The 24,434-nt window shown below is 64.9% G+C and carries 20 protein-coding genes; 14 read left to right on the forward strand and 6 right to left on the reverse strand.

Annotation, left to right across the window (positions count from 1 at the left end; all coding sequences use genetic code 11):
* Nucleotide 1: 1 nt before the first annotated feature.
* Together KYC_RS12700 and KYC_RS12705 are read right to left on the reverse strand one after the other, a co-directional pair.
* On the reverse strand, nt 2-979 hold the full coding sequence (locus tag KYC_RS12700; RefSeq protein WP_008162716.1) for a Bug family tripartite tricarboxylate transporter substrate binding protein: 978 nt from the start codon (nt 977-979) through the stop codon (nt 2-4).
* 86 nt (nt 980-1,065) lie between these two features.
* On the reverse strand, nt 1,066-2,208 hold the full coding sequence (locus KYC_RS12705) for an L-talarate/galactarate dehydratase (protein ID WP_008162717.1): 1,143 nt from the start codon (nt 2,206-2,208) through the stop codon (nt 1,066-1,068).
* 220 nt (nt 2,209-2,428) lie between these two features.
* Here KYC_RS12705 and KYC_RS12710 point away from each other — a divergent pair, with 220 nt between their 5' ends.
* A complete protein-coding gene (locus tag KYC_RS12710) occupies nt 2,429-3,430 on the forward strand; it encodes a LacI family DNA-binding transcriptional regulator (protein WP_008162719.1) in 1,002 nt (333 codons plus the stop codon).
* Nucleotides 3,431-3,449: 19 nt separating this feature from the next.
* Here the strand turns inward: KYC_RS12710 and KYC_RS12715 are convergent, their stop codons facing one another.
* Nucleotides 3,450-3,677, reverse strand: a complete 228-nt coding sequence (locus KYC_RS12715) for a hypothetical protein (RefSeq protein WP_139026511.1) — start codon at nt 3,675-3,677, stop codon at nt 3,450-3,452.
* A gap of 868 nt (nt 3,678-4,545) precedes the next feature.
* Between KYC_RS12715 and KYC_RS12720 the strand changes: the two genes are divergently transcribed.
* The 11 genes from KYC_RS12720 to KYC_RS12770 all read left to right on the forward strand — a co-directional run bounded on the left by KYC_RS12720 (nt 4,546) and on the right by KYC_RS12770 (nt 20,957).
* The gene (locus KYC_RS12720) at nt 4,546-5,700 is read left to right on the forward strand and encodes an efflux RND transporter periplasmic adaptor subunit (RefSeq protein ID WP_008162723.1); all 1,155 of its coding nucleotides are present in this window, start codon (nt 4,546-4,548) and stop codon (nt 5,698-5,700) included.
* Between the two features lie 11 nt (nt 5,701-5,711).
* Nucleotides 5,712-8,873, forward strand: coding sequence for a multidrug efflux RND transporter permease subunit (locus KYC_RS12725; protein ID WP_008162725.1), 3,162 nt, complete (start codon nt 5,712-5,714; stop codon nt 8,871-8,873).
* Entirely contained in the window at nt 8,870-10,333 is a 1,464-nt protein-coding gene (locus tag KYC_RS12730; RefSeq protein WP_008162727.1) for an efflux transporter outer membrane subunit, read from the forward strand. Before KYC_RS12725 ends, KYC_RS12730 begins: the two co-directional genes overlap by 4 nt.
* Complete coding sequence (locus KYC_RS12735; RefSeq protein ID WP_008162729.1) at nt 10,330-11,820, forward strand: alpha/beta hydrolase; 1,491 nt, start codon at nt 10,330-10,332, stop codon at nt 11,818-11,820. Before KYC_RS12730 ends, KYC_RS12735 begins: the two co-directional genes overlap by 4 nt.
* Nucleotides 11,817-12,809 carry an AI-2E family transporter gene (locus KYC_RS12740; protein ID WP_008162732.1) on the forward strand — a complete coding sequence of 331 codons (993 nt, stop codon included), beginning with the start codon at nt 11,817-11,819 and terminating at the stop codon, nt 12,807-12,809. Before KYC_RS12735 ends, KYC_RS12740 begins: the two co-directional genes overlap by 4 nt.
* Nucleotides 12,810-12,903: 94 nt before the next feature.
* Nucleotides 12,904-14,325 (forward strand): basic amino acid/polyamine antiporter, encoded by a 1,422-nt coding sequence (locus KYC_RS12745; RefSeq protein ID WP_008162734.1) that lies wholly within the window; start codon nt 12,904-12,906, stop codon nt 14,323-14,325.
* Nucleotides 14,326-14,341: 16 nt separating this feature from the next.
* Entirely contained in the window at nt 14,342-15,583 is a 1,242-nt protein-coding gene (gene arcA / locus KYC_RS12750; RefSeq protein ID WP_043518271.1) for an arginine deiminase, read from the forward strand.
* A gap of 103 nt (nt 15,584-15,686) precedes the next feature.
* A complete protein-coding gene (locus KYC_RS12755) occupies nt 15,687-17,111 on the forward strand; it encodes a basic amino acid/polyamine antiporter (RefSeq protein WP_081478031.1) in 1,425 nt (474 codons plus the stop codon).
* Between the two features lie 26 nt (nt 17,112-17,137).
* A complete protein-coding gene (locus tag KYC_RS12760; protein WP_008162740.1) occupies nt 17,138-18,958 on the forward strand; it encodes an SLC13 family permease in 1,821 nt (606 codons plus the stop codon).
* Between the two features lie 34 nt (nt 18,959-18,992).
* Entirely contained in the window at nt 18,993-20,384 is a 1,392-nt protein-coding gene (locus KYC_RS12765; RefSeq protein ID WP_100148295.1) for a metal-dependent hydrolase family protein, read from the forward strand.
* Between the two features lie 114 nt (nt 20,385-20,498).
* Nucleotides 20,499-20,957 carry a carboxymuconolactone decarboxylase family protein gene (locus tag KYC_RS12770; protein WP_008162745.1) on the forward strand — a complete coding sequence of 153 codons (459 nt, stop codon included), beginning with the start codon at nt 20,499-20,501 and terminating at the stop codon, nt 20,955-20,957.
* Between the two features lie 6 nt (nt 20,958-20,963).
* Here the strand turns inward: KYC_RS12770 and KYC_RS12775 are convergent, their stop codons facing one another.
* The 3 genes from KYC_RS12775 to KYC_RS12780 form a co-directional block, all read right to left on the reverse strand.
* Entirely contained in the window at nt 20,964-21,971 is a 1,008-nt protein-coding gene (locus tag KYC_RS12775; RefSeq protein ID WP_008162747.1) for an Lnb N-terminal periplasmic domain-containing protein, read from the reverse strand.
* 179 nt (nt 21,972-22,150) lie between these two features.
* Entirely contained in the window at nt 22,151-22,318 is a 168-nt protein-coding gene (locus KYC_RS29640; RefSeq protein WP_167310246.1) for a hypothetical protein, read from the reverse strand.
* A gap of 117 nt (nt 22,319-22,435) precedes the next feature.
* Nucleotides 22,436-23,131, reverse strand: coding sequence for a DUF3313 domain-containing protein (locus tag KYC_RS12780; protein ID WP_008162749.1), 696 nt, complete (start codon nt 23,129-23,131; stop codon nt 22,436-22,438).
* A gap of 304 nt (nt 23,132-23,435) precedes the next feature.
* On the opposite strand from KYC_RS12780, the gene KYC_RS12785 reads away from it, so the two are divergent.
* Both KYC_RS12785 and KYC_RS12790 read left to right on the forward strand, forming a co-directional pair.
* Nucleotides 23,436-23,630 carry a hypothetical protein gene (locus KYC_RS12785; RefSeq protein WP_008162751.1) on the forward strand — a complete coding sequence of 65 codons (195 nt, stop codon included), beginning with the start codon at nt 23,436-23,438 and terminating at the stop codon, nt 23,628-23,630.
* 131 nt (nt 23,631-23,761) lie between these two features.
* On the forward strand, nt 23,762-24,394 hold the full coding sequence (locus tag KYC_RS12790) for an FMN-binding negative transcriptional regulator (RefSeq protein ID WP_008162753.1): 633 nt from the start codon (nt 23,762-23,764) through the stop codon (nt 24,392-24,394).
* The last annotated feature ends 40 nt before the right edge of the window (nt 24,395-24,434 follow it).

Here is a 24,434-nt window from a genome sequence, read left to right on the forward strand (position 1 = left end):
GTCAGTTCGTCGTGATCTTGCCCACTTCGATCACGCGCTTCCAGCGGTCATACTCTTCGGCCTGGAACTTGGTGAACTCGGCGGGCGTGTTCCCGACGATCTCGAAGCCCAGTTCCAGCAGCTTGGGCTTGATGGCAGGGTCGTTTAGGCTCTCGACGATCGCGTTGCGGAGCTTGTCGCGGATGTCGGCGGGCAGCCCCTTCGGCGCGGCAAACGCTTGCCAGGACGTCACCGTTACGCCCTTCAAGCCCAACTCTTCCATTGTCGGCACATCGGGCAGCAGGGGAGAGCGTTTGGCGCTGGTGACCGCCAGCGCGCGCAGCTTGCCGGACTGGATGTGCGTAAGGCACGTGTTGATGTTCGAGAACGACGCATCCACCTGGCCGCCAAGCAGGTCAACGATTGCCGGCGCGCCTCCCTTGTAGGGGATGTGCGTGGCTTGACTGCGGGTTTCCTGCCAGAACAGTTCGGCGGTCAGGTGATCCGACGTGCCGTTGCCCGCCGACGCGAAAGTCATCTTGCCCGGATTGGACTTGAGGTACTCCATAACGTCTTTCAAGGACTGGAGTGGCGATTTCGCGTTGACGACCAGGACGTTGGGCGCCTGGACCGCGACGGTGATGAAGTCGAAGTCCTTGCGCGCGTCGTAGCCGGGGTTGGACACCAGGTGAGGCGAGATCACGAACGGACCCAGCGACGACACGAGGATGGTGCCGCCGTCGGGCGCGGCGCGTTTGGCATAGGCGGCCCCCATCGTGCCCCCCGCGCCGGGCTTGTTCTCGGTCAGGAACGTGCCGCCCAGCTTGTCGCCGACCTTCTGGGCGACGGTCCGGGCGATGAAGTCTGTCGAGCCGCCGGGCGGGAACGGCACCAGGAACGTCACAGGCTTGTTGGGCCATGCGGTGTCGGCCGCGGTTGCGACGCTGGGCGCCGCAACCGCGGCGCCCAGCACGAGCAAGGCAGAAATTAGGCGTTTCATCAAGTTGTCTCCTCAGGATTGGCGTTGTTGCGCTCGAATAGGTATGAGGCCCCGCGGGACGCGGGGGTAAAGCGGAGGTAATGCGCTCAGGCGCGCTTGCCGACCTCGACTTGCTCGCGGGTCCAGGCGCGCGCCTGATCCGTCAGCGTCAGCCCGAGACCCGGCCGGTTGGGCACCAGCATGCGGCCGTCGCGCGTCTCCAGGCGTTCGTGGAACAGCGGTTCCAGCCAGTCGAAATGTTCAACCCATGGTTCGGTCGGATAGATCGCCGCCAGGTGGACATGCAATTCCATCGCGAAGTGCGGCGCGAGCATCAGGCCCGCGCTGTCGGCTTGCGAAAGAATCTTCAGGAAGGGCGTGATTCCGCCGACGCGAGGCGCATCGGGCTGGATGTAGTCGGCGCCGCGATGGCGGATCAGATCGCCGTGCTCTGCCGCGCTCGTCAGCATTTCGCCGGTGGCGATGGGCGTGTCGAATGCGGCGGCCAGGGCCGCGTGTCCTTCATGGTCATAGGCGTCCAGCGGCTCTTCGATCCACACCAGATCGAATTGCTCAAAGATGCGGCACATGCGCTGCGCGGTGGGGCGGTCCCATTGCTGATTGGCGTCGACCATCAGCGGCACGTTGTCGCCCAGGTGCTTGCGCACCGCTTCCACGCGGCTGATGTCCAGTTTGCGGTCAGGCTGGCCCACCTTGAGCTTGATGCCGCCGATTCCCTTCTCGCGGGACGCCGAGGCATTCACCAGCAGCTGATCCGTCGGCGTGTGCAGGAAACCGCCGGACGTGTTGTAGCAAGCCACCGAATCGCGATAGGCGCCCAGCAGCTTTGCCAGCGGCAAGTTGGCGCGTCGGGCTTTCAGGTCGTAAAGCGCGACGTCGAAGGCCGCGATGGCCTGGGTGGACAACCCGCTGCGGCCCACGGATGCGCCTGCCCACGCCAGCTTGACCCACAGACGGCCGATGTCGCTGGGGTCTTCGCCCAGCAGGACCGGCGCGATTTCCTTGGCGTGCGCGAATTGTCCAGGACCGCCCGCGCGTTTGGAGTAGCTAATGCCCAGGCCTTCATGCCCGTCCTTGGTCTGGATCTCGACGAAAAGAAGCGCTACCTCGGTCATGGGCTTCTGACGGCCCGTCAGCACCTTGGCGTCGCTGATCGGGGTGGCCAGCGGCAGGTAGCACGAGGAAATGCGCATCCAGCTGATGCTGTCGGCGGCTAGGGATGGGTTCATGGATGCCTCCTTCGGTCGGAACTGGCAACGCTGCGGTACGTATGGACAACGTTGTCATTTTTTGGGGAAAAAATGCGCACTGGGCCTGGGTGCGAGGACAAGCGCGCGATTCGGCTGTGTCTTCGCAAAAGTTCAGTGCGTCGTTGCGAAAAATGATAACGTTGTCCAAACTCGCCGGCAAACAGTTTTCTAGCTGGTATTTACCCTTAGCCTTATTTGAATGCCTCCCATCAAGCAGAAGTCGATCACCCTGCATGACGTCGCCCGCGAGGCTGGCGTCTCGCTCATCACCGCGTCGCGCGCATTGAGCAACCCCGACCGCGTTTCCGACAAGACCGTGGCGCGCGTACAGGCCGTCGCCGACGCGATCGGATATATCCCCAATTTGCTGGCGGGCGGCCTGAAGTCGCGCCGCAGCAAGACGGTGGCCGCGCTTGTACCCATCATTTCTGTGCAGCAGTTCCTGCCGACGATCGAGGCCTTGACGGAACAGCTGGACCGGGCGGGCTATCAGCTCCTGCTGGGGCAGACGGGCTACGACCGCGCCCGCGAAGCGGACCTGCTCAATTCGATGGTCGGGCGCCAGGTGGACGGCATTGTGATGGCTGGCCTGCTTAGCGACACGCCCGCACGGACGCGGATACGCGCGGCCGGCATCCCGCTGGTGGAAACCTGGGACATCACCGATGAGCCGTTCGACATGCTTGTCGGCTTCTCCCATCTGGAGGTCGGCCGCGCCGTCGCGGATTACTTTCTGGCAAAAGGATGGACGCGGTTCGGGGTAGCGACGGGCGACGACCAGCGGGCCTTGATACGCCGGCAGGGCTTCGTGGATCGCATCGGCCACGACGTGCCCACTGCGGTCGTGCCGGCGCCCAGCAATGTCGGCTCGGGCCGGCAGGCCGGCGCCGAGCTGCTGACGAAAGACCCGTCGATACGGGCGATCTTCTGCAGCTCCGACACGCTGGCGGAAGGCGTGCTGACCGAGGCGCGCGTGCGTGGACTGCGGGTCCCTGAAGACCTGGCCGTATGCGGCTTCGGCGGCACCCCGTTTTCTGGCCACCTTGCGCCCACGCTGACGACCGTGCACGTCGATGGCTCGCGGATAGGCGTGGAGGCGGGCCGCATCCTGCTTGCGCGATGCCGGGGCGAAACACCGGATGAGCCGTTCGTCGATGTCGGATTCCGCATCATTGAAAGGGAATCGACGGCGGGGCGATGACGCCAGGCCGGTGGTCCGCCTAGTCGCATAAGCGCGACGCCACCGTCGCGACGATGGTGCCGTCGGGAAGCTTGTATTGGCCGTCGCCGCACCAGACCACACGCTGCCCGTCTTGCAGGCAGCAGAATGAGTTGTTCTGTTCGCTGCCGTTCTGCTGCGGCTGGGCGTATTTGTCGATGCGATACGTCGTGCCGTCGGCGGCTGCCGCCACGACTTCCATGACTCGCTTGTATGAAGGGTTTGCCATTGTCGTCTCCTGAATGCTTCGCGTGTGTCCGCGTTAATGGGTATTGGGGCACACGGCCCGTGCGGGATCAATACGCGTTGCAGCATCGCGACCCGCACGCATGGCTTGCGATAAGACGGGACAGAGCCCCCTCGGCATGCCGGCGCAACGAGCCGCCAAGGGTATTCAGGCCGGATTCGGGCTATGTAATGTCGATGTATCAATAGTATCTTTCAGTCACTTTCAGGGGCGCCGAACCCTAAAGCCAGGCCGCCGACGCGAAGCGATCGTCCAGGTATCGCGTACTTGTGCGGAAAAAAACTCCATGGCCGCTGAAGGCGCTGCGTGTGGATTCGATCGCGCCGCTCCTGCGCCCTTGCGTTAATGGCGATCGCTACTTAAGCTATATCCGTTCGCAATACCACGTTTGACGCTACCAATCTCTCCGTCGGTGGGCTCGCAGGCCAAGCCATCGCCCGACCAGGGACGTAATTTCTGCCGGTTTTCCTTATCAACTCATGAAAGGGATGCTTGTGCGAAAGTCGAAGGTCTTGTTCGATTCAAACCGATCCGTGGAAATGCCCGGCACGTGTCTGGGGCGGTTATTCCGCGGTTCCACGCATTTCGTCCCGGCTCAGCCTGACGTTGCCATCGCCATCGGCGCGATTCCCGACGCACACGTCAAACTCATAGATACAGCTCCAATATCAAGACCCCGTCGTTGCCGCCGCGAACCCATGCCGCGGCTGCGCCGCGCCTGTCCGGTTTGGGCAGCGCACAGTGGCGCGCTGATCCGGCGCCCGTGATCCGTCCAGGTTAGGTCTTGCCCGTCCTCATGCGGAGCAAGGCAGCGCGAGAATCTTGTGTTCGAACGCCTAGGAGCTTTGGCATGTCGAAAGTAAGCAGCAATGTCCGCCGTGTCCTGATGTATGCCACGGGGGCCTGGGCGTTCGTGCTGGCGGGGTGCGGGGACCGGAACGACGCGTCGGTCGAGGTGCCGCCCATGAAGGTCGTCGTGGTCACGGTGGGGCGTCAGCCCGTGGATCTGAATGTGAATCTGCCGGGCCGGATCGAACCCATACGCACCGCCGAAGTCCGGGCGCGGGTTGACGGCATCGTCGAAAAGCTTCTGTACAACGAGGGCAGCGATGTCCAGGCGGGCGACCCGCTTTTCCAGATAGATCCCAGCGACTACAAGGCGCAACTGGCGCAAGCCAACGCGATGCTGCAGCGCGCGCAGGCGGTGCAAAAAAATGCGCGTTCGGTCACGGAACGATTCCGGCCGCTGGTGCAGCGCCAGGCGGTCAGCGCGCAGGAATACGAGGCCGCGCTGGCGGCCTTGGGACAGGCGCAGGCCAATGTGGCGGACGCGCTGGCGGCGGTGACGCTTGCGCAGTTGCGCCTGGACCGTTGCACGGTCCGGGCGCCCATCGCGGGCAGGGTGGGGCGCGCCCTGGTGACCGAAGGCGCGCTGGTCAGCGCGTCGGCGGCGACGCTGCTTGCACAGGTCAACCAGCTTTCTCCCATCAGCGCCACGTTCACAAAGTCCAATACCGCCATCATGGACCTCACGGACTACGCCCGCTCCGGCGCGTTGGCGACTGCCGCGGACAACACGTTCCAGGTGCGCCTGACGTTGGCCAATGGCCGGGAGTTCGGCGAGACGGGGGTGGTGGATTTTGCCGACCTGAGCGTCGACCGGACCACAGGCGCGCAGACCATACGCGCCCGTTTCGACAATGCCGGCAGGGAACTGCTGCCCGGCCAGTTCGTTACTGGCCAGATCCATATCGGCGTCCGCCAGGACGGCATCCTGCTCCCGGCGCGCGCGGCGCGGCTCAATGGCGATACGGCCACCGTGTTTGTCGTCGGTTCCGATGACACTGCGGTGGCCAAGCAGATCGAGGTCGGCGACCAGCTCGACGGGTTTTGGGTGGTGCGGCGAGGGCTAGAACCCGGAGAGCGGGTCGTGGTCGATGGCTGGCACAAGATCAGGCCGGGCCAGCGCGTCGCTCCCGTGGAACAACCGAACGCGAAACCCTAGCGGAGTCAGCCATGGGTTCATTCTTCGTCTTGCGGCCGGTGTTTGCATGGGTGGTGGCGCTGTTCATCCTGTTGTTCGGGGTCATTTCGCTGGTGCTGCTTCCGGTGGAGCAATACCCCAACGTCGCGCCGCCTTCCATTACGATCCAGGCGACCTTCCGTGGCGCGGACACGACGACCATAGACCGCACCGTCACCTCCATCATCGAGGAGGAAATGAATGGCGTGGACAATTTCCTCTACATGGCTTCGGTCAGCCGCGCCAACGGCACGTCCCAGATCACGGTCACCCTGAAACCGGGCACCGATCTGGACGTCGCGCGCAGCCAGGTGCAGGACCGCCTGGGCCGCGTCGAACCCCGGCTGCCGCAAGAAGTGCGTCAATTGGGCGTTGCCGTCACCAAGGCCTCTTCGGGCTTCCTGATGCTGCTTGCGCTGCAGTCCGAGAGCGGCAGCGTCAGCGCCGTGCAGATGGGCAACTTTGCGTCGAACAACATCCTGAATGAACTGCGGCGCATACCGGGGGTGGGGGATGTGCAGCTGTTTGGCTCATCCTATGCCATGCGGATCTGGTTGGACGAGCGCAGGCTGGCGAGCTTCCAGATGTCGGCCGGCGACGCGATGCGCGCGGTGCAGGAACAGAATGCGCAGACCATCGGCGGCTCCCTGGGCGACCTGCCGCTGGCGCCGGGAGCGGACTTCAATGCGCAGATCGTCGCCCAGAGCCGGTTTTCCACGCCCGAACAATTCAGGCAGGTCATCCTGCGCGTGAACAATGATGGATCACTGGTGCGGCTGGGAGACGTGGCCAGGGTTGAACTGGGCAACGAGAGCTACAACTTCCGGCTTAGCGTCAATGGCAATGAGGCGGCGGGTATCGCCATTCAGCTGGCGAACGATGCCAATGCGCTGGACGTTGCGCGACAGGTCCGGCAGCGGATGACGGAACTGGAGTCCGTGTTTCCGGATGGCGTCAGCTGGACGGTGCCGTTCGACACGACGCCCTTCATCACGACCTCCATCGCGTCGGTCCTGACCACCATGGTGGAAGCGCTGCTGCTCGTCACGGTCATGGTGTTCCTGTTCCTGCAAAGCTGGAGAAGCACGCTGATCCCGACGATTGTCGTGCCGATTGCGCTGATCGGCACCTGCGCGGGTCTGTTGCTGTTCGGCACGTCGATCAACCTGCTGTCTCTCTTTGGCATGGTGGTGGCAATCGGGGTGCTGAACGATGACGCCATCGTCGTGTCGGAGAACGTCGTCCGCATCATGAAGGACGAGAAACTGTCGGCGTTCGAGGCGACGCGCAAGGCGATCGGCCAGGTCTGGGGGGCGATCATCGCCAGCTCGCTGGTTCTTGTGGCCGTGTTTGTGCCGATGGCGATGTTCCCGGGATCCAGCGGCGCCATCTATCGCCAGTTTTCCATCACGCTGTCCGTCGCCATCGTCATATCCTCCGTGCTGGCGTTGTCGCTGGGCGCCGCCCTTTGCGCCACGGTGCTCAAGCTCCCGGACGACAGTCCGCCCAAGGGGCCGCTGTCAAAGGGCAAGATGTGGGTGTTCAACAAGTTCAACGCCGGCCTGGACGCCATGACGCGCTACTACGTGCGGGCGGTGGAGCACATGCTGGTGCGCCCCTTGCGCTGGATGCTGATCTTCCTGGGCGTCTGCGGGCTGACGATCTTCCTGTTTTCGCGTCTTCCCGGCGGTTATCTGCCGCTGGAAGACCAGGGCTACTTCTTTGTTTCGTACACCGGAGCGCCCGGCACCACGGCCGACCAGACGCAGACGGCCGTGGAGCAGGCCGAAAGCATGCTGCGCCAGCAGTCCGCCGTGCGCAACGTCGCATCGGTGGTCGGCTTCAACTTTTTCGGCCAGGGGCAGACGGCGGCGCTGTCGTTCGTGGATCTGCATCCCTGGGGCGAGCGCACTGCGCGCAGCGATGCGGTGGACGCGCTGGTGGGGCGCAACAACCTGGGTTTCCGGGCGATTCCCCAGGCCTTGATCTTCGCCTTGAATCCACCCCCCATTCCCTCGATGGGCAACGCGTCCGGCTTCTCCATGAAAGTGCAGGACCGCACCGCGCAGGGCGGGGCAGGGCTGGCCGCGACGGGCGCGGCGATGATCGCGGCGGCCGCGGCCAGTCCGCTCCTGACCGGGGTGCGGCTGGACGGGATGCCGCCGGGGCCGCGGCTCTTTGTGGAGATCGACCGTGTGCATGCCCGGGCGCTGGGCCTGCAGGTTGCGCAGGTGAACCAGGCGCTGACCTTCGCGTTCGGGTCCAACTACGTGAACGACTTCCTGCATGAAGGCAGCGTCCAGCGGGTGTTCATCCAGGCCGAAGCATCACAGCGCATGCAGCCGCAGGATATCGCCGCATTGCAGCTGCCCAACAATCGCGGCGAAATGGTGCCGTTTTCGGCGTTTTCGCGCATGCGGTGGGTAGACGGGCCGCAGCAGCTGGAGCGCTACAACGGCTTTCCGTCGATCACCATTTCGGGAGAGGCCGCCGCGGGACGGTCCAGCGGCGACGCGCTGGACGAGATGGAAGCGATTGCCCAGCGCGTGCTGCCGCAGGGTGTCACGTATGAATGGACCGGCACCGCATTCGAAGAGCGGCAGGCGGGGAATCAGGTGGCCCTGCTTCTGGGCATTTCGCTCATCGTGGTGTTCCTGCTGCTGTCCGCGCTGTACGAGAGCTGGTCCGTGCCTGTCTCCGTCCTGCTGATCCTGCCCTTCGGCATTTTCGGGGCCGCGGCGTTCACGCTGAGCCGGGGAATGTCCGCGGATATCTATTTCAACATCGGGCTGGTGACCATCATCGGCCTGGCGGCCAAGAACGGCATCCTGATCGTCGAGTTCGCGCTGAAAGAGGAACTGGCGGGCCGTGACCGCAAGGAGGCCGTGGTGGACGCCGCCCGGCAACGGCTGCGCCCCATCGTCCTGACCAGCGTCACGTTCGTGCTGGGGATGATGCCGCTGGCGTTCGCTTCCGGCGCCGGCGCGGCCAGCCAGCAGGCCGTCGGCACCAGCGTCATGGGCAGCATGCTGACTGCGACCGTGTTCGGGGTTTTCTTTACGCCGCTGTTCTACATGGTCGCCCGGAGGTGGTCGGGACGGCGCCCCGATGCGAAAGCGCAGGCCAAGCCGGAAGGGCAAGGGGAAAATCCATGAATCCCGGGCGCGTGGTCCTGGTGGCGGTGCTGGGCTGGGGCCTGACGGCCTGCAACCTTGCGCCCGAACACCGCACCCCGGAGGTCGCGACGCCTGCCGCGTTTCCCGGCGAAGCGCCGCCGGACGCCCTGATTGCGCAGGACGTGACATGGCAGCAGTTCTTTGGCGATCCCCTGCTTAAACGCCTGATCGCGAAATCGCTGGAACTGAACCAGGACCTGGCCGCAGCCACGGCCCGAATTGATCAGGCGCGCGCTTTCTATCGGATCGAGCGCGCCAATCAACTGCCGCAACTGGATGCGGGGGCGGGCGTGTCGCGCAGCCAGGCGCCGCTCTCGGCCCTGGATCCCGCGCTGGCGGATGTCAGGCGCACGGTGCAATTCAACCAGTTCAGCGCGCAGGTCATGGTCACGTCCTTTGAGCTGGACTTCTGGGGGCGGGTGCGCAATCTGACCGAATCGGCGCTCCAGCAATACCTGGCGACCGTGGAAGGGCAGCGCGCGTTCCGGCTTTCGCTGATCGCCAACGTGGCATCGACCTACTACGATGCGCGCGCGGGCGAGGAGGGGATCGAACTGGCGCAGCGCACAGTGGAGACGCGCAGCTATGCCTTGGGCGTGGCCAAGGACCGGCTGGACGCCGGGGTCACGTCGCGGGTCGACTACGAGCAATCCGTCATTCTCCTGACGCAGGCGCAGACCCAGCTTGCCGAGTGGCAGCGCACGACTGCGGCGCACTGGAACCGGCTGTGGGTGCTGGTCGGCGAGAACCTGGAAACCGAGATGACGGACATGCAGCCTATCGAGGCGGCCGGACAGTTCGAGGCGTTGAGCCCGGGCCTGCCGTCCTCTCTGCTGGTTGCCCGGCCGGACATACGCCAAGCCGAAAACCGGCTGCGCAGCGCCAACGCCAATATCGGGGCGGCCCGCGCCGCGCTGTTTCCCCGCATTTCGCTGACGGGGGCTTTCGGCTATGCGTCCACGGATCTGTCCGATCTGTTTTCTTCGCCCAGCCAGATCTGGAACATTGGCGGCGCGTTGACGTTTCCCATTTTTGATTACGGGCAGCGCCGGGCTGCCGTCGAGCTTGCGACCGCGCAGCGCGAAGAACTGATCGCCAATTACAGGAAGACCGTGCAGACGGCTTTCGCCGAAGTGGCGACGGCGCTGGAAAGCCGCAAGCGCTTCCGGGAGCAGGTCGCGGCCCAGTACACGGCGATCCAGGCGCAGCGGCGCCTGGCGGAGACCGCAGACCTGCGCTACCTGAATGGCATATCCATTTATCTGGAGGTTGTGGACGCCCGGCGGGGACTGTTCAGCGCCGAGCAGCAGATGCTGACGCTGCGGGCCGCGCAGCTGCAGAATGGCGTGTCGCTCTATGTGGCGCTGGGCGGCGGGGATGAACCGCTGGAAATCGCCGCCGCGCCGACACCGGCCGTCACCCCGGGAGTTGCGCAGTGAGTACCGGTAAGAGCGCCGACGCCTCGCCCGGCAAGCTGGGACGCCGCCTGAAAAAGGCCGCCTTGATCGTGGGCGCGGGCGCGCTGTTGATCGTCTGCACGCTGATCGGCGTGCGGCTGTACAACATTCAGCAAGGCCCGCCCCTGGCTGCCTGGCATACCTATGTGCCGCAGGAGCTGACCGCGGAGCAGCTGGACCGCAGCGCCTGGCAGGATTACCTGGCCCACGAAGAGGCGCTGTTTGCGCAGGTGCGACAGAACGTAGGCGAAAAGCTCCAGCCCGAAGACAAGGTGGACAGCAACCGGTATTTCTCCGGCGCCAAGGTGTACCCGGAGCATTTCGCGCACGACTGGAACCGGTCGTTCGTGCTGGAGCCTGCCGGCGAGCCCATCGGCGTGGCGGTGTTCCTGCACGGGTTGACCGATTCTCCGTACAGCCTGAGGCATGTGGCCGCGCATTACCAGTCGATGGGCTATGTGGCCATCGCCATCCGGATGCCTGGCCATGGCACCGTGCCCGGCGGGCTGACGGATGCGCACTGGGAAGATTGGTCGGCGGCGACGCGCCTGGCCGTGCGCGAGGCCAGGCGGCGCGTGCCCGCGCCGCGTCCGCTGCACCTGGTGGGGTTTTCCAACGGAGGGGCGCTGGCGCTGATGCATGCGCTGGACGCCCTGGACGATCCCAAGCTGGCCAAGCCTGACCGGCTGGTCCTGATTTCGCCGATGGTGGGCATCACGACGTTCGCGCGCTTTGCCGGCGTGGCCGGCCTGCCGGCCATGCTGCCGGCCTTCGCGAAGGCCGCCTGGCTCAGCATCGTTCCCGAATTCAATCCGTTCAAATACAACTCCTTCCCCGTCCACGCGGCCCGCCAGTCGTTCGAGCTGACGCAGGCGCTGCAGGACAGGCTGCTAGCCCAGCAACGGTCCGGGGGCCTGGAGCGGTTGCCCCCCATCATCACCTTCCATTCGGTGCTGGACTTTACGGTCAGTACGCGGGCGCTCATCAACGCCCTGTATGCGCGCCTGCCCGCCAATGGAAGCGACCTGGTGCTGTTCGACCTGAACCGCGCGACCAAGCTGGGGCCGCTTTTTCGCCGCGGCGTGGCGTGGCAGCTGGCGGGCACGCTGCCCGGCGAACAGCGCAACTATCGCCTGACCATCGTCACGAACGCGACGCCCACGTCCAGCCAGATGATCGAACGCGTCATCGAGGCGGGCTCGACGCAGATCGTTGAGCGCGCCATCGGCATGGACTACCCGCGCGACGTCTATTCGCTGTCTCACGTGGCGCTGCCGTTTCCGACGGACGACGCGCTGTACGGCACGCATCCCGGCAACATCGAGGAGTTCGGAATCAGCCTGGGGGCCATGTCCATGCGGGGAGAAGTTGGCGCGTTCGTGATCGGGATGGATACGCTGACCCGGCTGACGTCCAATCCGTTTTATTCCTATCTGGTCAAACGTGTTGATGGGGTGATACCAAGATGACGTCCTTCGCATTGTCCGGAATCTGCGCGATTTTGATACTGGGTCTGCTGTACCTGGCCAGTCCGGTATTCGTGCCCCTGACGTTCGCGCTGTTCGTCATCTGCCTGGTGGCGCCGCTGCGCCAGTACCTGGGCCGCAGGATGCCGGCCCCGCTTGCCGCCATCCTGGTCCTGCTGGTTTCGCTGGCCGTTTCGATCGTGTTCCTGTCCCTGGCCGGATGGGGGTTCAGCCTGATAGGCCAGTGGGTCATGGCCAATGCGGGCCGCTTCCAGCGTCTCTTCATGCTTGAGACCGAGACGTTGCATCCACATGCGGCCCTGATGATCCAGATGTTCCAGGACAGCTTCAATGTCTCGTGGCTGGTGCGGGCCATCCAGGAAGTCGCCTTGCGGGTCAACAGCATGTTCGGGCTGATCTTCCTGTCCTTTGTCTTCATTGCGCTGGGCCTGTTCGAACTGGACGAGGCGCCGGACAGGCTGACACGCCTGCTGGGCGAGGACAGGGCGAAGCGGTGGATGGACATCGCCCGCCAGGTCGCCAGCAAGCTGCGCTGGTACATGGTGATCCGGACGGTGGCGAGCGTGCTGACGGGCGTGACGGTCTGGCTCTTCGCCATCTATGCGGGGCTGGAGCTGGCGACGGCCTGGGGCGGCCTGGCCTTCCTGCTGAACTACATCCCATTCCTGGGGCCGCTGGTCGCGACGGTCTTTCCGGCGTTCTTTGCCTTCGTCCAGTACGGGTCGCTGCAGACGAGCATCGCCGTTCTGGTGGTCCTGAATTGCATCCAGATCATTTACGGCTGCTACCTCGAGCCCAGGCTCGCGGGCAGCGCGTTCTCGCTGTCGCCGCTGATGGTGATGGTGGCGGTGTTCTTCTGGGGGCTTGTATGGGGTATCCCAGGCACTTTTATCGGTGTTCCGCTGCTCATCACGATGACCACGGTGTTCAGCGCCACCACCCGATTCAACCGAGGAGCTTCAAGCACGTGATTGCGCGGTAACTGCGGCGGATCCAGTCGTCCCCGAAAGGCAATGGAGAAGACGGCGGACCTGCTCACATATTTGCCAAAATTGGAGGTGCATGATGGAAAGCGGTACTACCAAGAAGCTTGGATTGCTTGCCTTGACGGGCATGGTGGTGGGGTCGATGATCGGCGCCGGGATTTTCTCGCTGCCCCGGACCTTCGGCGGGGCGACCGGCGTGATTGGGGCCCTCATTGCGTGGGCCATTGCCGCTGCGGGCATGTACACGCTGGCCCGGGTGTTCCAGTCGCTTGCCGAACGAAAACCTGAGCTGGACGCTGGCGTCTTCGCCTACGCAAAGGCGGGATTCGGCGACTACATGGGCTTTCTTTCGGCATTTGGCTACTGGATCGGAAGCTGCATCGGCAACGTGTCGTACTGGGTGCTGATCAAATCCACGCTGGGCGCCTTCTTTCCGGTTTTCGGCGACGGCAACACGGTGATCGCAATTGCGGCGGCCTCCGTGGGGATCTGGCTGTTCCATTTCATGATCCTGCGCGGCATTCAGCAGGCGGCGTTCATCAACGCCATAGTGACGGTGGCCAAGATCATCCCCATCATCGTCTTCATCGTTGTCCTGTTCATCGCGTTCAAGGTTGATCTGTTCAAGATCAACTTCTGGGGCGAGCTCAGCGGCTATAGCCTCTTTGAACAGGTGCGGCGGACGATGTTGGTGACCGTCTTCGTCTTCCTGGGCATCGAGGGGGCCAGCGTCTATTCCCGGTTCGCGTCACAGCGGTCGCACGTGGGGGTGGCCACGCTGATCGGCTTCGCCACCGCGCTGCTTCTGATGGTGCTGGTCTCGCTGCTGCCCTATGCCGTCATGCAGCAAAGCGACATCGCCGGGCTGCGCCAGCCGTCCATGGCGGGCGTGCTGGAGTCTGTGGTCGGGCCCTGGGGCGCAGTGTTCGTGAGCGTGGGCCTGCTCATTTCGGTGCTGGGCGCATATCTGGCCTGGTCGCTGATCTGCGCAGAAGTCATGCACGCGGCCGCCAAGACCGAGGACATGCCGCGCGCGTTCGCCCGCGAGAATAAAAACGGCGTGCCCGTCGTGGCGCTGTGGGTCACCAACATCATCGTGCAGCTGTTCGTCATCAGCACGTACTGGTCGCGCGACGCCTTCGCCCTGATGCTCAGCCTGACCAGCGCGATGTCGCTGATTCCTTACCTGCTGGTGGCGGGATTCGGCTACCTGCTGGCCAAGCGGGGCGAGACCTATACCGACGACAAGGACCGCAAACGCGACCTGATCCTGGCGGGCATTGCCGCCGTCTATACCCTTTTCATGATCTTCGCCGGCGGCCTGAAGTTCCTGCTGCTGTCGGCGCTTTTGTACGCGCCCGGATCTGTCCTGTACTTCTGGGCCCGGCGTGAGCAAGGCAGGTCATTCTTCACCGGGTGGGAGTTGACCGTTTTCATCGTGGCGTCCATCGGGGCCGTAGCTGCTGTCGTCGGCCTGATCTACGGCTGGATCGCTATCTAACTTTTAGGAGCTAGTCATGGCTGATACCGAACAATTTGGAGTCCATTCAGAAGTTGGGCAACTGCGCACGGTGATGGTATGCGCTCCTGGACGGGCCCACGAAAGATTGACCCCTTCCAATTGCGATGCGCTGCTGTTCGACGACGTCTTGTGGGTCGACAACGCCAAGCGCGACCATTTCGACTTCATGACCAAGATGCGCGACCGCGGCGTCGATGTAGTTGAAATGCATAACCTTCTGGCAGAAACGCTCGAGGTTCCGGAGGCCAAGAAGTGGATCCTGGACAACCAGGTCGTGGCCAACCAGGTGGGCCTGGGGTTGCTGGACGAGATCCGCAGCTATCTGGACGGGCTGCCGGCGCGCCAGCTGGCTGAAACGCTGATCGGCGGTTTGTCCACCGAGGAATTTCCGGAGTCTGTCGGGGGCGAGCAACTGATGCTGATCAAGGAGGCGGCCGGCGTTACGGAATACCTGCTGCCGCCGCTGCCAAACACGCTCTACACGCGCGACACCACCTGCTGGATTTACGGCGGCGTTACGCTCAATCCGCTTTACTGGCCCGCCCGCCATGAAGAGACGATTCTGACCTCGTCGATCTACAAGTTCCATCCGCGATTTGCCGGCAAGGTGAATGTATGGTGGGGAGATCCGACCGCCGACCACGGCTTGGCTACGCTTGAAGGCGGGGACGTCATGCCGATCGGAAACCGCACGGTGCTGATCGGCATGAGCGAGCGGACCTCGCGCCAGGCCATCAGCCAGCTTGCGGCCACCCTGTTCGCCAAGGATGCGGCCGACCGGGTGATCGTGGCCGCCATGCCCAAGCTGCGCGCCGCCATGCACCTGGACACGGTGTTGACCTTCGCGGATCGCGATTGCGTGCTCATGTATCCCGACATCGTCAACAACATCCAGGCTTTCTCCTACCGGCCGGCCGATGGAACGGGCAAGCTCGAACTGCACAAGGACAAGGGCTCGCTGGTTGATGTGATAGGGGGAGCCCTGGGCATCAAGAAGATGCGCGTCGTGGAGACCGGCGGCAACGCCTACATGCGCGAGCGCACGCAGTGGGATAGCGGCGCCAACCTGGTCTGCGTCTCGCCGGGAACCGTGCTGGCGTATGACCGGAACGTGTACACCAACACCCTGCTGCGCAAGGCAGGCATCGAAGTCATCACCTTTGCGGGCGCCGAGCTGGGCCGCGGACGGGGCGGCGGGCATTGCATGACGTGCCCGATCTCCCGCGATCCGGCGTAGGCCGGGCGCAAGCGCTGCGGCCGGGGTCCTGCCAGGACGCCGGCCGAAGCGCAGCAGGGGCGCAGCAAAAAGGCCGGGCCGCTTTCAGGAGACGAACGTGAGCGTGGAAACTGCCAAACTTTCTCGCATGGCGCTTGCCGCCATGGTGGTGGGTTCGATGGTGGGCGCGGGGATCTTCTCGCTGCCCAGCATATTTGCGCGCAATACCGGCCCGGTCGGCGGCATGGTCGCCTGGGCGATTGCCGGCACGGGCATGCTGACGCTGGCCATGGTCTTCCAGTTCCTGTCGCGCCGGCGTCCGGACCTGGATGCGGGCATCTTTGCCTACGCCAAGGCGGGCTTTGGACTCTACCTGGGCTTTCTGGCGGCGCTGGGCTACTGGACGGCGGCCTGCCTGGGCAATGTCAGCTACTTCGTCATTTTCAAGGGCACGCTGGGCGCTGTGCTGCCGTTCTTCGGCGACGGGGATACGGTCGCGGCCGTGGGCGTGTCCTCCATTCTGCTGTGGTCGACGCATTTCGCGATCCTGCGCGGCATCCGCCAGGCGGCGGGCATGAACACCGTGGTGACCATCGCCAAGATCGTGCCCATTGCCATCTTCATCGCTTTCGCGGCGTATGCCGTCGATCTGGACGTCCTGCGCGCGAATATCGCGGAAGGGCTGGACGTGGAAGGCCAGGGCAGCCTGTTCGAACAGGTGCGCAACACCATGCTGGTCACCGTGTTCGTGTTCCTGGGCGTGGAGGGCGCAAGCGTCTATTCGCGTTACGCCAAGCGCCGGGAAGACGTGGCGATCGCCACCATCGTCGGGTTCCTGCTGGTGCTGGCGCTGCTGGTGCTGGTGACGATGCTGTCGTACGGGGTGCTGCCGCGCGCGGAGCTCGCCGCGCTGCGCAACCCGTCGATGGCGGGCGTGCTCAGGGCGATTGCCGGCCCCTGGGGCAGCATGCTGGTCAGCGTGGGGTTGATGGTGTCGGTGGCCGGCGCCTACCTGGCCTGGATTCTGCTGGCCGCGGAAGTGCTGCGGGCGGCGGCCGGCGCGGGCATCATGCCGTCGTTCCTGAGCCGCGAGAACCGCCACGGCGTGCCGGCTGCGGCGCTGTGGCTCAGCAACGGCATCGTCCAGCTGTTCCTGATCGTCACGCTCTTTACCGAAGACACGTTCGTGCTGCTCAAGAACATGGCAAGTTCGATGAGCCTGATTCCCTATTTCTTCGTCGCCGCATTCGGGCTGATGCTGACGTGGCGTGGCGAGACCTACGACGGCTGGACCCGGCGCCGGAGAATCGAGCTGGGGCTGGCCGCGGTGGCCACGGTGTACGCGGCCGGCCTGGTGTATGCGGGCGGCTTCCGGTATTTCGTGCTCTCGTGCGTCATTTACGCGCCAGGCACCATCCTGTTCCTGATCTCGCGGCGGGAGCAGCGCGGGAACATCTTCGCCCCGTACGAATGGCCGATCCTGCTTCTGGTGCTGGTCTCTTGCGGGATCGGCGTGTGGGCGATCAGCACGGGCAACACGGCCTTCTAGGGCCAGGAAAGGGGGGAAGCGCAACGATGAGCGGTGAACTGGCGATAGTCCTCTGCATCCTGTCCGCGGCCATCGTGCTTTTCGTCATCGGACGTCCCCGGTCCGACGCGGTGGCGCTGCTCGTCATGCTGTTGCTGCCGCTGAGCGGAACGGTGACCTACCGCGAGGCGCTGGACGGGTTTTCGAATCCCGCCATCGTTCTGATCGCCTGCCTGTTCGTCGTGGGCGAGGGGCTGGTCCGCACCGGCGTCGCGCAGGCAGTGGGAGACCTGCTGCTGCGGCACGGGGGCAAGAGCGAAGGGCGGCTGGTCCTGCTGGTCATGGGCGCGGTCGGGATGATGGGCGCCGTGATGAGCTCTACCGCGGTGGTCGCCATTTTCATTCCCATCGTGTTGCGGATCGCCCGCCAGTCCGGCATGGCCAGCCGCCGGATACTGATGCCCATGGGGACGGCCGCGGCCATCAGCGGCATGTTGACGCTGGTGGCCACCACGCCCAATCTGGTGCTGAACAGCGCGCTGGGCTATGCCGGCTACGAGGGCTTCGGATTCTTCGCCTTTACGCCCATCGGCGTCGTGGTGCTGGCCGGCGGCATTGCTTACATGCTGTTCGCCCGGCGGCTGATCGACGCCGGCCAGAGCCCGGGCGCGACCAACCGGCCCAGCCTGGGCGACTGGGCCTCGAAGTACTCGCTGCAGAACAGGGCATACCGCCTGCTCGTCGAGGAAAGCTCGGACCTCGTGGGCCGCCAGCTGGGCGTCTGCGGCGCCGAACTGGGCACGTCGGCCTGCGTCATCGCGATCGAGCGGAACTCGCGCTTTGCCCGGGCGGTGATGCGCGCGACGGCGGACGACGTGCTGGAAGCCGGCGATATCCTGCTGCTGGATATGGACGTGGAGGACTTCGATATCGAAGGCTTTTGCAGCCGCCACCTGCTCAAGCGGCTGGCGATGTCCGGCGTGTACTTCGCCGACCAGGCGCGCGACGTGGGCATGGTCGAGGTGATCGTGCCGGCGGAATCGGGGCTGGTCGGGGCCCGCGCCCGCGAGTCCGTGGCGCTCGAGCGCCATGGGGTGTTCATCGTCGGGATCTGGCGCGGCAAGGAGGCCATGCGCAAGCTGCCGGACGTCCGGATGAGGGTCGGAGATACCTTGCTGGTGGTGGGGCCTTGGGCAGGCATCTTTTCGCTGCAGGCCGAGGAGCACGACCTGGTCAGCCTGGCGATGCCGGTCGAGGCCGATTCCCTGATTCCCGTACCGAACCGGGCCCTCCTTGCACTGCTGTCTCTGGCGACGGTCATCTTCCTGATGCTGACGGACTGGGTGCCGAATGTGATGGCGGGCCTGGTCGGGGCGCTGATGATGGGCGCGTTCGGCTGCGTTACGCTCGATGTGGCCTATCGCTCGATCAATTGGCGCGCCCTGATACTCATCGTGGGGATGCTGCCGTTCGCGCTGGCGCTCAAGCGCAGCGGCGGCGTGGATCTTGCCGCGCAGTTCCTGCTGCACTATTCCGGCGACTGGGGCCTGTACGGGCAGCTCGCGCTGGTATTTTTGGCCACGGTGAGCCTGGGCATGGTGGTGTCGGGCACGGCCACCGCCGTGCTGATGGGGCCGGTCGCGATCAGCATCGCGGAAAGCCTGCATGCCTCGCCCTATGCGTTTGCAATGACCGTGGCCATCGCGTCTTCGGCGGCGTTCATGTCGCCGGTATCCACCCCGTCCAATGCGCTGGTCAGCGTGGCCGGCGGGTTCGGCTTCGCCGACTACCTGAAGATCGGCACGCCCCTGACCCTGTTTTCGCTGCTGGTCAGCGTAATGCTGATCCCCATTCTGTTTCCGTCCTGATTCCAGGGCGCACGCATAACCAAGAGGTACGCTCATGTTTATCAGGCCTGGTATTGCAGTTGCTGCGGCGTCGCTGCTTTTGGGCGCGACGGCTGCGTTCTCGCACGGTATGCCCGGGGCGGAGCAGGCGCCAGCGGCCGCCGCGGCAACGGCCGCCGCGGATTCGCGGATTCTGTTCGAGAACGTGCGCATCTTCGATGGCGTATCGGCGGACCTGAGTCCGCCGAGCAGCGTGTTGGTGCATGGCAATCTGATCGAGAAAGTGTCGCGCGACAAGATTGCCGCAGACGGCGCGCGCGTGGTGGACGGCGGCGGCCGCACCCTGATGCCGGGCCTGATCGACATGCACTGGCACAGCATGTTCGTGGGAGTGCCGCTGCAGGTGGCCATGACGCAGGACCCGACCTACATCAATATCGTCGCCGGGGTCGAGGCGCGCAAGACGCTGATGCGGGGGTTCACCACGGTGCGGGACATGGGCGGCTCGGCGTTCAGTCTGAAGCGGGCCGTGGACCAGGGCGTGATTCCCGGCCCGCGCATCTATCCTTCGGGCGCGATGATCACCGTGACCAGCGGGCACGGGGATTTCCGTTCCATGTCCGATCTGCCGCGCACGCTGGGCGCGCCCGGCTCGCGGCACGATCTGGCGGGCGATAGCACCATCGCCGACAGTCCCGACGAAGTGCGCCTGCGCACGCGCGAACAGCTGATGCAGGGCGCCACGCAGGTCAAGCTGACGGGCGGCGGGGGCGTGTCGTCGCCGCATAGCCCGCTGGACGTCGTGACGTTCACCGAAGCCGAGCTCAAGGCGGCAGTGGACGCGGCCAAGGATTGGGGCACCTACGTGGCGGTGCACGCCTACACGCCCGTGGCGATCCAGCGGGCGATCCGGGCGGGCGTACAGAGCATCGAACACGCCAGCCTGATGGACGAGGAAACGGCCCAGATGATGGCGAAATCAGGCGCCTGGCTCAGCACGCAGCCGTTTCCCGATGCGCTGGCAGACGCCTTCCCCAGGGGCTCCGACGAGTGGCAGAAGGCGCAGGAGGTCTTCGCCGGCACCGACAAGACTTACCAGCTTGCGATCAAGCACAAGCTGAAAACCGCGTTTGGCACGGACATCTTGTTTTCCAGCCAGCTGGCCGAGCAGCAGGGCAACATCCTGGCAAGCCTGACCCGCTGGTACACGCCGGCGCAGACGCTCATCATGGCCACGGGCACGAACGCGGAATTGCTCAAGCTGTCGGGGCTGCGCAACCCGTATCGCGGCGACCTGGGGGTCGTGCGGGAAGGCGCGCTGGCCGACCTGATCCTGGTCGACGGGGACCCCATCCAGAACATCAGGCTGATCGGCGATCCGGAAAAGAACTTCCTGCTGATCATGAAGGACGGGGTCATCTACAAGGATGCGGCAACGGCCCGCTGACGGCGGCCGGGGCTTGCGGTCATGCCCCAGTCGCAAACCCGGTTCTTGGCCCTGTCCGGTAGGCGCGCAATGGCGCAACATGGCGTCCTTGAACCCAGCAAGCAAGGAATCTCCATGAGCAAACGGATCGACTACGCCAAGGCGTCGCCCGAAGGATACAAGGCGTTCGGCGGCGTGCATGCCTATCTGCAAAAATGCAGCCTTCCCCAGGAACTGATCCATCTGGTCTACCTGCGGGTATCGCAGATCAATGGCTGCGCCTATTGCATCGACATGCATTCGCGCGACCTGCTTAAGCAGGGGATGACCGTCGACAAACTGGTGCTCGTGCCCGTGTGGCGCGAAGCGGGGGATTTGTTCGACAAGCGGGAGCGCGCTGCGCTCGCGTGGGCGGAAACGGTGACGCGCGTGGCTCAGACTGGCGTGCCCGATGCCGATTACGCGGCGGCGTCGGCGGAATTCAATGAGCGAGAGCTGGCCGACCTGACTTACGCGATCGGGCTGATGAACGCCTTCAACCGGTTGGGCGTCACGTTTCGCGTCTTGCCGGCCGCGGCCGCGCGCCAGTCCTGACGGACGTCAGGCGCGGGGCGCGTGATCGTCTCGCGCGATGCCCGGCACGCCGCGCCGGATGTTGCGGGAATACTGAGCGCGGTCGTAGGTGGCCAGCGCCCTGTCGGTATAGCGGCCCAGCTGGCGGTATTGCGCGGCGCTGCCAGCGCCGCGCAGCGCGTCCAGCTTGTAAAGGTATTCCGGCAGGTAGCCCGACAACAGCTGGCGGTAGTCCAGCGGCAGGCCGGGCACGATGCGGCGCGCCATCTGGAACACGATGGTGGTGCAGTTGGCGGTCAGCGTGTGATAGAACCGCGGCGCGGCCACCAGCCGGTTCGCCTTGTCCACATACGCAAGAAACAACGCGCGCGCGGCGCCCTCGGGCATATGGATGCGGTACAGATAGCCGTCTTCGCCCCGGACGTTCGTGCGCACGCGCAGGCTGTCTTCTTCGGTCGAGGCGATTACGCTCAGTTCGTACTGCTTGAAGAATCCGCCGATCTCCGAGAATTTGTCGCCCTGCTTGCGGCGGATCTCGACCGAGAACACCACATGGTCGTCGTCGGCAAAGCCAAACGACATCAGCGCATGGGCGATGGCGGGATGGCCCCAGTAGGAGAGGGCGACGTCCACGGATTGCAGCGCGTCCAGGCAATAACGGCGCGTTTCCCACTTGGGTGTGAAGTCGGTGCGCGAACGCCAGTCGAAGTTGCGCACATTGTGCAGCGTAACGAGATGGCCGCTGACTTCGCCGCGGGTCTGGCGCGAGACCTCGGCAGTCCAGGGCCGGTCATTGGACGGCCGGATGCGCAGCCACCACCACAGCAGGGCCGCCAGCGCGGCGCCATGGAGGTACAGGCCCGGCCGCCATGCTTGCCACGCCAGCCCGCCCAGCGCAGCCAGCGCCGAGATTACCCATGCCAGCACGACGGCGGCCTTCCTTCCAGGGGACAGCGGCGCGCGTATCCACAAAGCCAGCGCGCCCCAGGCCGCCACGAGCGCAATTGCGATGCCCTGCAGGATGGAAACGGTCATGGCGCTCCTTGGCGGTCAGCGGCGGAGCCGCGTGCGGCAGTCGGAAGGCGCCGGCTGTCGCCAACGGATTGCGCGCCGGGGGCGTCAATAAAGAAGCGCCGCGCAGCGGCTTGATCACGCAATGTCCAGGGACAGCGTGGGCAATGCCGTACAGGCGGCGCCTGCTTTTGCGGCAAGCGTCACGGGCGAGCCGGGCCTGTCGCAGGCGGTTGCTTCTTGGCGCGCGGCTTGGGCGCGGGTTTCTTATCTTCGGGCGGGGTATCGAACTCTTGTTTATTGCGCTCCCCGCGTGGGGTGTTTTCGGGGTGAGGTTTGGGAAAAGCCCAAGGCTTCGTCTTCTGATCCATTGCATGTACTCCTTGCACAGGCGGAACAGTAGCATTAGCCGTGGCCCTGAGTAAGTGAGGGTTGACGTCAATATTCATCACATCTTGATATGAAGGCAAAAAAATGCCGGTTTCGGGTCATTTTTCTGCTGGCACGTTCCCCGCCCAGATGCGATCGAATTGCTCGCGGACCTTCAGGGCCCAATCGTCGATGGCCGTGCGCACGTCGTCCGCCGTGGGCTTTCTGTCCGGCGGCAGGTTGGCGCCCGTGACGGCGCCCATCGAGGCGATCAGCAACTGGTTGGTGTAGGCGTCGCGCGCGGAGGCTTCAATCAGCAGGCGGGTGGACTGGTCGCGCAGGCCCGCCGCCTTTGCCCCCTTGCTCAGCACGTAGCCGATCGGCACGTATTCCCGCGCGCGGGGATCGCGGTCGTTCTTGAACGTGCCGGTGATCGCGGCGCGCAGCCGCACCGTGCGTGGCGCCGGCGTGGTGATCAACTGATAGCCGCCTTGCCGGAATTCCCGGCGCAGGGCCTCGTTCATGTAGGACAGGACACGTTCGCGCATCTGGGCGTCGCCATGCATGTTCAGATCGTCAGGGCGGTCTCCCTGGATGTAGGTCACGTCTTCCAGGATCAGCTTCCTGTCGAACTGGCTGCCGATCGGCGGGCCGGGACGCACCCAGAGACGGCCGCCGCTCCAGTCGGGATCCTGCTGGAGCTGGCTCTGGCTTTCGCCCAGCGAGGTGGAGTAGTCCTGCGCCTTGGGCAGGTTGGTGCAGCCGGCCAGTCCGATCAGGGCGCAACTGGCGGCAAGGGCGAGGGTGGGCTTCATGTGCTTTCCTGGTCAGAAAACAACGCCCGCGCGGGAGGCCGGCGACGCGCCTTGCGGGCTGGGCGCGTTCGTGCATGGCCGGCATTGCCGAGGTTCGGGTTGCCACGTCGTGTTGCATGCGCCCAAAGCGACCGGCGCAGTCTCCGGCAACGCATCGGACAATTATCGGTCCGATCGGCCGAAACGGCGCCGGCTTTTTTTCTGGTCCGGCGTCGGGCCTGGCCGCTTCCTTCGGCCATGCATGCCGCCTCGGCGGGCGCGGACAGGATTACGATGGAAGGCGTGTGCGCATAGGGAGAGAACTATGGACACCGCGAACGAATGGTATGCCGCTGTCAAGGAATGGCAGCGAGCGCGCGACGAGCTGACCGCGGCGATCGCCGCGATTCAATGGCCGAATCCAACGCCTGGGTGCCTGGAGAGCTACGACCGCGCCTATGCCCACGAAACCCAGGCCCGCGAACGCATGAACCTGGCGTCCGAACGTTCCCGACGATAGTGCGCGGCAAGCGCGGCGCGCTGTTGTGGTTCTCTTTGTGGCTCCATAAAACAAAAATTCGCTGGCCCTTTTCATGGGGCCACGGGGGCGGTATGTTGTCCCTTTTCCGCCCACAACCTGCTGCCGCCATCATGTATTTGCCGTCCGCCTTCCGCGAAGACTCACTGGAAGTCCAGCACGACTTCATCCGCGCCCATCCGCTGGGCGTCGTCTGTACAAGCGGGGAGGGCGGGCTGATGGCCAACCATATTCCCTGTCTGCTCTATCCGGAAGGTCCGCAGGGCGTGCTGCGCCTGCACGTGGCGCGCGCCAACCCGCAGCTTGCCGAATTGGCGGCGGGGCGCGAATGCCTGATTGCCTTTCACGGCGCGCAGGCCTACATCACGCCGTCCTGGTATGCCACCAAGGCCGAAACGCACAAGGTGGTGCCCACCTGGAATTTCGTGGCGGTGCATGTGTGGGGCACGCCCATCATCCAGGACGATCCCGCCTGGCTGCGCGCCCAGCTTGACGCCTTGACCCATAGCCAGGAAAAGGCGCGCGCGCAGCCGTGGAGCGTCGACGAGGCGCCCGCGGACTTCATCGCAGCGCAAATGCGCGCCATCGTTGGCGTGGAGATTCCGATTGCCCGCATCGAGGGCAAATGGAAGGTCAGCCAGAACCGCACGCCAGCAGACCGCAAGGGGGTGGCGGAAGGCCTGGCCGGCGAGCGCGGCGACGCCGTCATGGCCGGGCTGGTCGCGCGCCGCGGCGGCCTGGACTGACCTGCGCGCTCAGCGCGCGGACGCCGGGCCGGCCGCGCGT

It is taken from the genome of Achromobacter arsenitoxydans SY8, assembly GCF_000236785.1.
Classification (GTDB): domain Bacteria; phylum Pseudomonadota; class Gammaproteobacteria; order Burkholderiales; family Burkholderiaceae_B; genus Achromobacter; species Achromobacter arsenitoxydans.

Excerpts from the sequence above, each read along its gene's own strand:
- KYC_RS12700 (WP_008162716.1), bottom strand. The coding sequence starts at position 979 with ATGAAACGCCTAATTTCTGCCTTGCTCGTGCTGGGCGCCGCGGTTGCG.
- KYC_RS12790 (WP_008162753.1), top strand. The coding sequence starts at position 23,762 with ATGTATTTGCCGTCCGCCTTCCGCGAAGACTCACTGGAAGTCCAGCAC.
- KYC_RS12720 (WP_008162723.1), top strand. The coding sequence starts at position 4,546 with ATGTCGAAAGTAAGCAGCAATGTCCGCCGTGTCCTGATGTATGCCACG.
- arcA (WP_043518271.1), top strand. The coding sequence starts at position 14,342 with ATGGCTGATACCGAACAATTTGGAGTCCATTCAGAAGTTGGGCAACTG.
- KYC_RS29640 (WP_167310246.1), bottom strand. The coding sequence starts at position 22,318 with ATGGATCAGAAGACGAAGCCTTGGGCTTTTCCCAAACCTCACCCCGAA.
- KYC_RS12770 (WP_008162745.1), top strand. The coding sequence starts at position 20,499 with ATGAGCAAACGGATCGACTACGCCAAGGCGTCGCCCGAAGGATACAAG.
- KYC_RS12740 (WP_008162732.1), top strand. The coding sequence starts at position 11,817 with ATGACGTCCTTCGCATTGTCCGGAATCTGCGCGATTTTGATACTGGGT.
- KYC_RS12745 (WP_008162734.1), top strand. The coding sequence starts at position 12,904 with ATGGAAAGCGGTACTACCAAGAAGCTTGGATTGCTTGCCTTGACGGGC.
- KYC_RS12760 (WP_008162740.1), top strand. The coding sequence starts at position 17,138 with ATGAGCGGTGAACTGGCGATAGTCCTCTGCATCCTGTCCGCGGCCATC.
- KYC_RS12710 (WP_008162719.1), top strand. The coding sequence starts at position 2,429 with ATGCCTCCCATCAAGCAGAAGTCGATCACCCTGCATGACGTCGCCCGC.
- KYC_RS12705 (WP_008162717.1), bottom strand. The coding sequence starts at position 2,208 with ATGAACCCATCCCTAGCCGCCGACAGCATCAGCTGGATGCGCATTTCC.
- KYC_RS12775 (WP_008162747.1), bottom strand. The coding sequence starts at position 21,971 with ATGACCGTTTCCATCCTGCAGGGCATCGCAATTGCGCTCGTGGCGGCC.
- KYC_RS12765 (WP_100148295.1), top strand. The coding sequence starts at position 18,993 with ATGTTTATCAGGCCTGGTATTGCAGTTGCTGCGGCGTCGCTGCTTTTG.
- KYC_RS12780 (WP_008162749.1), bottom strand. The coding sequence starts at position 23,131 with ATGAAGCCCACCCTCGCCCTTGCCGCCAGTTGCGCCCTGATCGGACTG.
- KYC_RS12730 (WP_008162727.1), top strand. The coding sequence starts at position 8,870 with ATGAATCCCGGGCGCGTGGTCCTGGTGGCGGTGCTGGGCTGGGGCCTG.
- KYC_RS12725 (WP_008162725.1), top strand. The coding sequence starts at position 5,712 with ATGGGTTCATTCTTCGTCTTGCGGCCGGTGTTTGCATGGGTGGTGGCG.
- KYC_RS12715 (WP_139026511.1), bottom strand. The coding sequence starts at position 3,677 with ATGGCAAACCCTTCATACAAGCGAGTCATGGAAGTCGTGGCGGCAGCC.
- KYC_RS12785 (WP_008162751.1), top strand. The coding sequence starts at position 23,436 with ATGGACACCGCGAACGAATGGTATGCCGCTGTCAAGGAATGGCAGCGA.